This is a genomic window from Variovorax sp. Soil_C_19 (assembly GCF_057657255.1).
Genome location: NZ_JBDGIV010000002.1, coordinates 600274 through 606508, shown reverse-complemented (window position 1 = coordinate 606508; position 6235 = coordinate 600274). Strand labels below are relative to the sequence as shown.

6 protein-coding genes are annotated in these 6235 nt (G+C 67.8%); 1 reads left to right on the top strand and 5 read right to left on the bottom strand.

Annotated elements, in window-relative coordinates; all coding sequences use genetic code 11:
- Positions 1-134: 134 nt before the first annotated feature.
- The 5 genes from AC3A6R_RS07330 to AC3A6R_RS07310 all read right to left on the bottom strand — a co-directional run bounded on the left by AC3A6R_RS07330 (position 135) and on the right by AC3A6R_RS07310 (position 5718).
- Positions 135-1019 carry an alpha/beta fold hydrolase gene (locus AC3A6R_RS07330; RefSeq protein WP_487864134.1) on the bottom strand — a complete coding sequence of 295 codons (885 nt, stop codon included), beginning with the start codon at positions 1017-1019 and terminating at the stop codon, positions 135-137.
- A gap of 61 nt (positions 1020-1080) precedes the next feature.
- Positions 1081-2307, bottom strand: a complete 1227-nt coding sequence (locus AC3A6R_RS07325; protein ID WP_487864133.1) for a M20 family metallopeptidase — start codon at positions 2305-2307, stop codon at positions 1081-1083.
- A 20-nt stretch (positions 2308-2327) separates the two neighbouring features.
- Positions 2328-4106 carry a 2-oxo-4-hydroxy-4-carboxy-5-ureidoimidazoline decarboxylase gene (uraD, locus tag AC3A6R_RS07320; protein ID WP_487864146.1) on the bottom strand — a complete coding sequence of 593 codons (1779 nt, stop codon included), beginning with the start codon at positions 4104-4106 and terminating at the stop codon, positions 2328-2330.
- The gene (gene puuE / locus AC3A6R_RS07315; RefSeq protein WP_487864132.1) at positions 4106-5056 is read right to left on the bottom strand and encodes an allantoinase PuuE; all 951 of its coding nucleotides are present in this window, start codon (positions 5054-5056) and stop codon (positions 4106-4108) included. Before puuE ends, uraD begins: the two co-directional genes overlap by 1 nt.
- Positions 5053-5718, bottom strand: a complete 666-nt coding sequence (locus AC3A6R_RS07310) for a GntR family transcriptional regulator (RefSeq protein ID WP_487858378.1) — start codon at positions 5716-5718, stop codon at positions 5053-5055. Before AC3A6R_RS07310 ends, puuE begins: the two co-directional genes overlap by 4 nt.
- Positions 5719-5804: 86 nt before the next feature.
- Here AC3A6R_RS07310 and uraH point away from each other — a divergent pair, with 86 nt between their 5' ends.
- Positions 5805-6155 (top strand): hydroxyisourate hydrolase, encoded by a 351-nt coding sequence (gene uraH, locus AC3A6R_RS07305; RefSeq protein ID WP_487864131.1) that lies wholly within the window; start codon positions 5805-5807, stop codon positions 6153-6155.
- Positions 6156-6235: the final 80 nt, after the last annotated feature.

The window sequence follows — 6235 nt, the reverse complement described above, 5'->3', positions numbered from 1 at the left end:
CGGAGGGAAGGCATGCCAAAGCGGCCAACTCCGCGTTGCACGCCTTGTGTGTGCCGACGCACACACTGCGTCGTGCGCCTTGATTTGTCCGCTTTGGCATGCCTTCGCGACCCCGTAAATAGGGTGAACAGGCCCTAGCCGAGCGCCGAGAGAAAGCGCCGCACCACCGGCGCCACCTGTTCGAGATGCGTCTCGAGCAGCCAGTGGCCGCCGTCGGTCATCACGAGTTCGGCCTTCGGCAGGTCGCGCAGGTAGGCGCGCCCCGAGGCCTCGGGCATGTAGCCGTCGTTCGGCCCCCAGACGATCAGCGTCGGCGGCTGGTGCTCGCGCAGGTAGGTCTGGTAGCGCGGGAACCATTCGAGGTTTTCTTTCAGGCCTTCCATGAGCCGGCGCGCGAGCTCGCGGCGCTCGGGCGTGTCCATCAGCGGCCAGTGCAGCTTCCACAGGTCGGGCGGGATCTGCGCCGCCTGCGCCTCGGGCACCTCGCCGACGAACTCGGCGCGGAAACCTTCCTCGCTCACGGCCTCCTCGAGCACCGCGCGGTGCTCGGGCGAGGGGTCGCGCCAGAACGCCTGGATGGCCTTGTACTTGGGGCCGAGCGTGTCTTCGTAGATGTCGCCGTTCTGGATGAGCAGCCCCCTGATGCGCGCGGGGTCGCGGATCGCAAGGCGCAGGCCGATCTGGGAGCCGTAGTCGTGCAGCCAAATCGCATGGTGGTCGATGCCGAGCCGGTCACGGAAGGCGTCGAGAAAGGCCGCATACGCATCGAAGTCGTAGCCGAAGCTGCGGGCGTCGGGCGTGTCGCTGAGCCCGAAGCCGGGAAAGTCTGGCGCCACCAGCCGCCAGCGGTCGGCCAGCGCCGGCATGAGGCGGCGGAACTGGAACGACGAGCACGGGTAGCCGTGCGGCAGCAGCAGCACCGGCGCGTCGCGCGGGCCGGCCTCGCGGTAGAAGATCCGCATGCCGTTCACCTCGGTGAAGCGGTGTGCGACCGGATGCGTGTCGGCGTGTTCGGTCATGCAGCCATGCTGCATACCGGTGCGGGCGCGGTTGTAGGCGGTGTTTGACGCGCCGCGTCGGTCAGGCCAGAAGGTCGGCGAGCGTCCGCGCGATCACCTTGGTGGCGCGGCGCAGGTCCTCGAGCACCACGCGCTCGTCGCTGCGCTTGGCGTGCGATTCGAGCACCGTGCGCGGACCGGCGCCGTAGATCACGCCCGGGATGCCGGCCTCGCCGTAGAGGCGCACGTCGGTGTAGAGCGGCGTGCCCATGGCCCTGACCGGCTCGCCGAACAGTTCGCCGCCGTGCTTCTGGATCGCGTCGACCAGCGGCTTGTTGCCCGCGAGCGGCTTCATCGAATTGGCGAGCAGCAGGCGCTTGATCTCGACCGTGATGCCTTCGCTCTCGGCCGCGGCATCGGCGATGACCTTGCGGATCGCGGCCTCGACCTCGACCGGGTTCTCTTCGGGGATCATGCGGCGGTCGAGCTTGAAGACCACCTTGCCGGGCACGACGTTGGTGTTGGTGCCGCCTTCGATGCGCCCGACATTGAGGTACGGGTGCGTGATGCCCTCGACCTTCGACGTGACCTGGCGGTAGAGCGCGTTCTGCGCGTAGAGCGCGTTGAGGATCTTCACGGCGCCCTGCAGCGCGTCGACGCCGGTGGCCGGAATGGCCGCATGGGCCATCTTGCCGTGCACCGTCACTTCCATCTGCAGGCAGCCGTTGTGGGCCGTGACCACTTCGTAGCTGAAGCCGGCCGCGATCATCAGGTCGGGCTTGGTGAGGCCGTTCTTGAGCAGCCAGCCCGGGCCGAGGATGCCGCCGAATTCCTCGTCGTAGGTGAAGTGCAGCTCGACGCCGCCCTTCGATGGCTTTGCCACCGCCTCGAGCGCGCGCAGCGCGAAGGTGAAGCTTGCGAAGTCGCTCTTGCTGACCGCAGCGGCACGGCCGTAGAGCGCGCCGCCTTCGATTTCGCCGCCGTACGGGTCGTGCGTCCAGCCTTCGCCGGGCGGCACCACGTCGCCGTGCGCATTGAGCGCCACGGTGCGGCCACCGTCGCCGTAGCGCCGGCGCACGATCAGATTGGTGATCGATTCGAGGCCGTAGTCCTTCACTTCTTGCGCCGGCACGGCATGCTTCTCGGCCGCGAGGCCGAAGCCCTCGAGCAGCTCGGCGGTGCGCTCGGCATGCGGCGCGTTGTTGCCGGGTGGCGTGTCGGTCGGTACCTGCACCAGTTGCTGCAGGAACGTCACTTCCTCGTCGAAGTGGGCGTCGATCCAGGCGTCGAGCTTGGCGTAGTCGGTCATGTCGGTTCTTCTTCGGTGAATCAGTGAGGCTGTTCGGCGGCGAGGTTGTCCAGCAGGTTCTGGAACGCCCGCACCGCGAGTTCGATGTCGTCGTTGGTGCTCGATTCGAGCGGGTTGTGGCTGATGCCCGAATTGATGCCGCGCACGAACAGCATGGCCTGCGGCATCACCTCGTGCAGCTTCATCGCATCGTGTCCGGCGCCGCTGGGCATGCGGTAGAGCGGCACGCCGAGCGCAGCCACGGCCTCTTCCCAGCGCCGCTGCCATTCGGGCGCGCTCGGCGCGGCGGCGGCACGCATCGCCTCCTCGAGCGTGTAGCGCACGCCGCGGCGTTCGGCCACCTGCTGCAGCGCGTCGAGCACGTCGCGCACCACGGCGTCGCGCTGCGGGTCGTTGGGCGCGCGGATGTCGAGGCTGAACCTGCAGCGCCCGGGCACCACGTTGATCGAGCCACCGGGCACCTCGAGCATGCCGACGGTGGCGACCGAGTCGCCATCCTTCGCGGCGCGCTCCTCGGCGCGCAGGATCAGCTCGGCCACCGCGGCCGCGGCATCGTGGCGCCGGTCCATCGGCGTGGTGCCGGCGTGGCTGGCGGTGCCGATCACCTCGCCGACGTAGCGCACGCCACCGTTGATCGAGGTGACGATGCCCAGCGGGATGTCGAGCTCGTTGAGCACCGGTCCCTGCTCGATGTGCACCTCGACGAAGCCGAGGTACTTCGAGGCATCGCGCCGGATCTTCGGGATGTCTTCCTCGCGCAAGCCCGCATGCAGGCGCGCGTCGCGCATCGTGATGCCGTCGGCGTCCTTCTGGTCGAGCCAGGCCGCATCGAAGTGGCCGATGAGCGCGCCCGAGCCGAGGAAGGTGGCCTTGTAGCGCTGGCCTTCCTCTTCGGCGAAGCCCACCACTTCGAAAGCGAACGGCAGGCGGCGGTTCTGGCGCTTGAGCTCGCGCACGCAGGCCATCGGCACGAAGATGCCGAGCCGGCCGTCGTACTTGCCGCCGTTGCGCACCGTGTCGTAGTGCGAGCCGGTCAGGAGCGCCTTGGCGCCCGGGGTGGCGCCTTCGTAGCGGCCGACCACGTTGCCGACCGCGTCGATCTCGACCGAGTCGAAGCCGCAGTCGCGCATCTCGCGCGCGATCTGCGCGGCGCAGGCGCGGTGCGCGTCGGTCAGGTAGGTGACGGTGAGCTGGCCCTTCTCGGCATAGCCCGGATCGCTGTGCACCGCGAGCGCTTCGTGCCAGTCCCACACCATGTTGCCGAGCAGGGGCTCGGCGCCGAACTTGTCGTTGAGCCGGATCTCGGCGATGCGGTGAATGTTGCGCAGCGCCTCGGCGAGTTCGAAGCCCGGATGGTTGTGCAGCCGGCGTTCGAAGGTCTCGATGATCTCGCGCTTGCCGAGGCCGGTGCCACGCGGGCCACGCACCGCCAGGATGAACGGAAAGCCGAACTTGGTGTTGTAGTCGGCATTGAGTCGCTGGATGTTCGCGAACTCTTCGGGCGTGCAATCGGTGAGCCCGGCCTTGCCTTGTTCGTTCGTCGATTCAGCGGTGAGCGTCTTGCTCACCATCGCCTTTCCGGCCAGCTCGGGGTGGGCGCGCACGAGGCCCAGCTTCTCGTCGCGCGTGGCACCGTTCACTGCCTGCGCGAGCGCATGCTTCAGGTGCGCGAGCGAGCGGAACGGCCGCGCGGCCATGGCCTGGCGCGCGATCCACGGCGAATGCTCGTAGGTGCCGTCCAGCAGCGCGACGGCTTCGTCGGCCGTGGCCGCGTTGAGTTGGTCGATGGTGAGGCTCATCATGATGCGGCTCCGGATTCGAAGGGGTGCGCCTCTTTCCAGTGGCGCGCGATGTCGATGCGGCGGCAGACCCAGACGCGGTCGTGCTGCGCGATGTGGTCGAGAAAACGCTGCAGCGCCACGATGCGGCCCGGCCGGCCGAGAAGGCGGCAGTGCATGCCGATGCTCATCATCTTCGGCGCCTCGTCGCCTTCGGCATAGAGCGCGTCGAAGCTGTCCTTCAGGTATTGGAAGAACGGGTCGGCATGCGAATAGCCCTGCGGCAGCGCGAAGCGCATGTCGTTGCAGTCGAGCGTGTAGGGCACGATGAGTTGCGGCACCACGCTGCCGTCGGTCTTCTGCACCTTCATCCAGAACGGCAGGTCGTCGCCGTAGTAGTCGCTGTCGTACTCGAAGCCGCCGTAGTCGGCCACCAGGCGGCGCGTGCGCGGGCTGTCGCGGCCGGTGTACCAACCCAGGGCCCGCTCGCCCGTGAGCTTCTCGATCGCTTCCATGCCCAGGCGCATGTGTTCGCGCTCGGTGGCCTCGTCGATGTTCTGGTAATGGATCCAGCGCCAGCCATGGCAGGCGATCTCGTGGCCCAGTTCCTTGAAGGCCGCGGTCAGCTCGGGGAAACGCTCGAGCGCCATGCCCACGCCGAACACCGTGAGCGGCAGGCCGCGCTTCTCGAACTCGCGCAGGATGCGCCACACGCCCACGCGCGAGCCGTACTCGTAGATGCCTTCCATGCTGATGTGGCGGTCCGGGAAGCTCGCCGGATTGAACATCTCGGAGAGGAACTGCTCGGAGCCCGCATCGCCGTGCAGCGTGGCGTTCTCGCCGCCTTCCTCGTAGTTGAGGACGAACTGCACCGCGACGCGCGCCTGGCCCGGCCATTGGGCGTGCGGCGGGTTGCGGCCATAGCCGACGAGGTCGCGCGGATAGGGCAGGGTGGTGTCGTAGACGGTCATGTGAGGGCGAGGGAAATGTCGTTGGTGGGAACCTTGCGGTCGAAGGTGAGGTTGGCCTCGACGTGCTCCAGGTGCTCGGTCATGAGGCGCACCGCGCGCTCCTCGTCGCGCGCGGCCAGTGCCTTCACGATGTCGGCATGCTCGTCGTTCGAATGCGCGGCCGCGCTGGTGCTCTGGTACATCAGCGTGATGAGCGCGCAGCGCGAGATGAGTTCGCCGAGGATCTGCGCCAGCACCTGGTTGCCCATGAGCTCGGCCATGCGCACGTGGAAGTCGCCGAGCAGCTCGTTGCGGCCCGAGACGTCCTCGCCCGAGACGGCCGATTTCTCGAGCGCCACGTGTTCCTTGAGCGCCTTGATCTTGGCCGGCGTGACGGTGCGCACGAACTCGCGCGTCATCTCGGCCTCGAGCATGCGCCGCACCTTGAAGACCTGCCGCGCCTCGTCGACCGCGGGCGCGGCCACGAAGGCGCCGCGCGCGGGCTCGAGGCGGATCAGCTTGTTCTGCGACAGCTGGAACAGCGCCTGGCGCACCAGCGTGCGCGACACGCCGAAATGGTCGGCCAGCTTCTGCTCGGCCAGCTTGGTGCCGGGCTGCAGCCGGTGCTCGACGATCGCCTTGGTCAGCGCGTTGACGATCGAGCGGGTGGTGGAGGACTCCATGTTTTCATGATAGACCCAAAGACATTAACTGTATACACTTTTGTCCACCGGAATTTCCCGCAGCCTTTCTTTCCAAGGAGCCCCTCATGGGCCTGAGCACCCACGTACTGGACACGATGCACGGCGGCCCCGCGGCCGGCATGGCGGTGGCGCTGTACACCACCGACGGCGACACCGCCACGCTGGTGAAGCGCTTCACGCTGAATGCGGACGGCCGCAGCGACGGGCCGCTCTACGACAACCAGTCGCTCAAGGCCGGCACCTACCGGCTGGTGTTCGACGTGGCCGGGTATTTCAAGGCCCGCGGCGTGCAGCTGCCCGAGCCGAACTTCTTGAACAAGGTGTCGCTGGACTTCGGCGTGGCGCATGCCGACCAGCACTACCACGTGCCGCTGCTGGTGAGCCCGTGGAGCTATTCCACTTACCGCGGCTCGTGAGTGCTTGTCTTTCTCCTTCCCCCGCTGGGGGAAGGCCGGGATGGGGGCGACCCCCGCGCCCGATGGATGCGCCGCGTGCC

What these genes read in the sequence shown, in the direction of transcription:
- puuE (WP_487864132.1), bottom strand. Translation starts at nt 5,056, where the DNA reads ATGACCGTCTACGACACCACCCTGCCCTATCCGCGCGACCTCGTCGGC.
- AC3A6R_RS07310 (WP_487858378.1), bottom strand. Translation starts at nt 5,718, where the DNA reads ATGGAGTCCTCCACCACCCGCTCGATCGTCAACGCGCTGACCAAGGCG.
- uraD (WP_487864146.1), bottom strand. Translation starts at nt 4,106, where the DNA reads ATGAGCCTCACCATCGACCAACTCAACGCGGCCACGGCCGACGAAGCC.
- AC3A6R_RS07325 (WP_487864133.1), bottom strand. Translation starts at nt 2,307, where the DNA reads ATGACCGACTACGCCAAGCTCGACGCCTGGATCGACGCCCACTTCGAC.
- AC3A6R_RS07330 (WP_487864134.1), bottom strand. Translation starts at nt 1,019, where the DNA reads ATGACCGAACACGCCGACACGCATCCGGTCGCACACCGCTTCACCGAG.
- uraH (WP_487864131.1), top strand. Translation starts at nt 5,805, where the DNA reads ATGGGCCTGAGCACCCACGTACTGGACACGATGCACGGCGGCCCCGCG.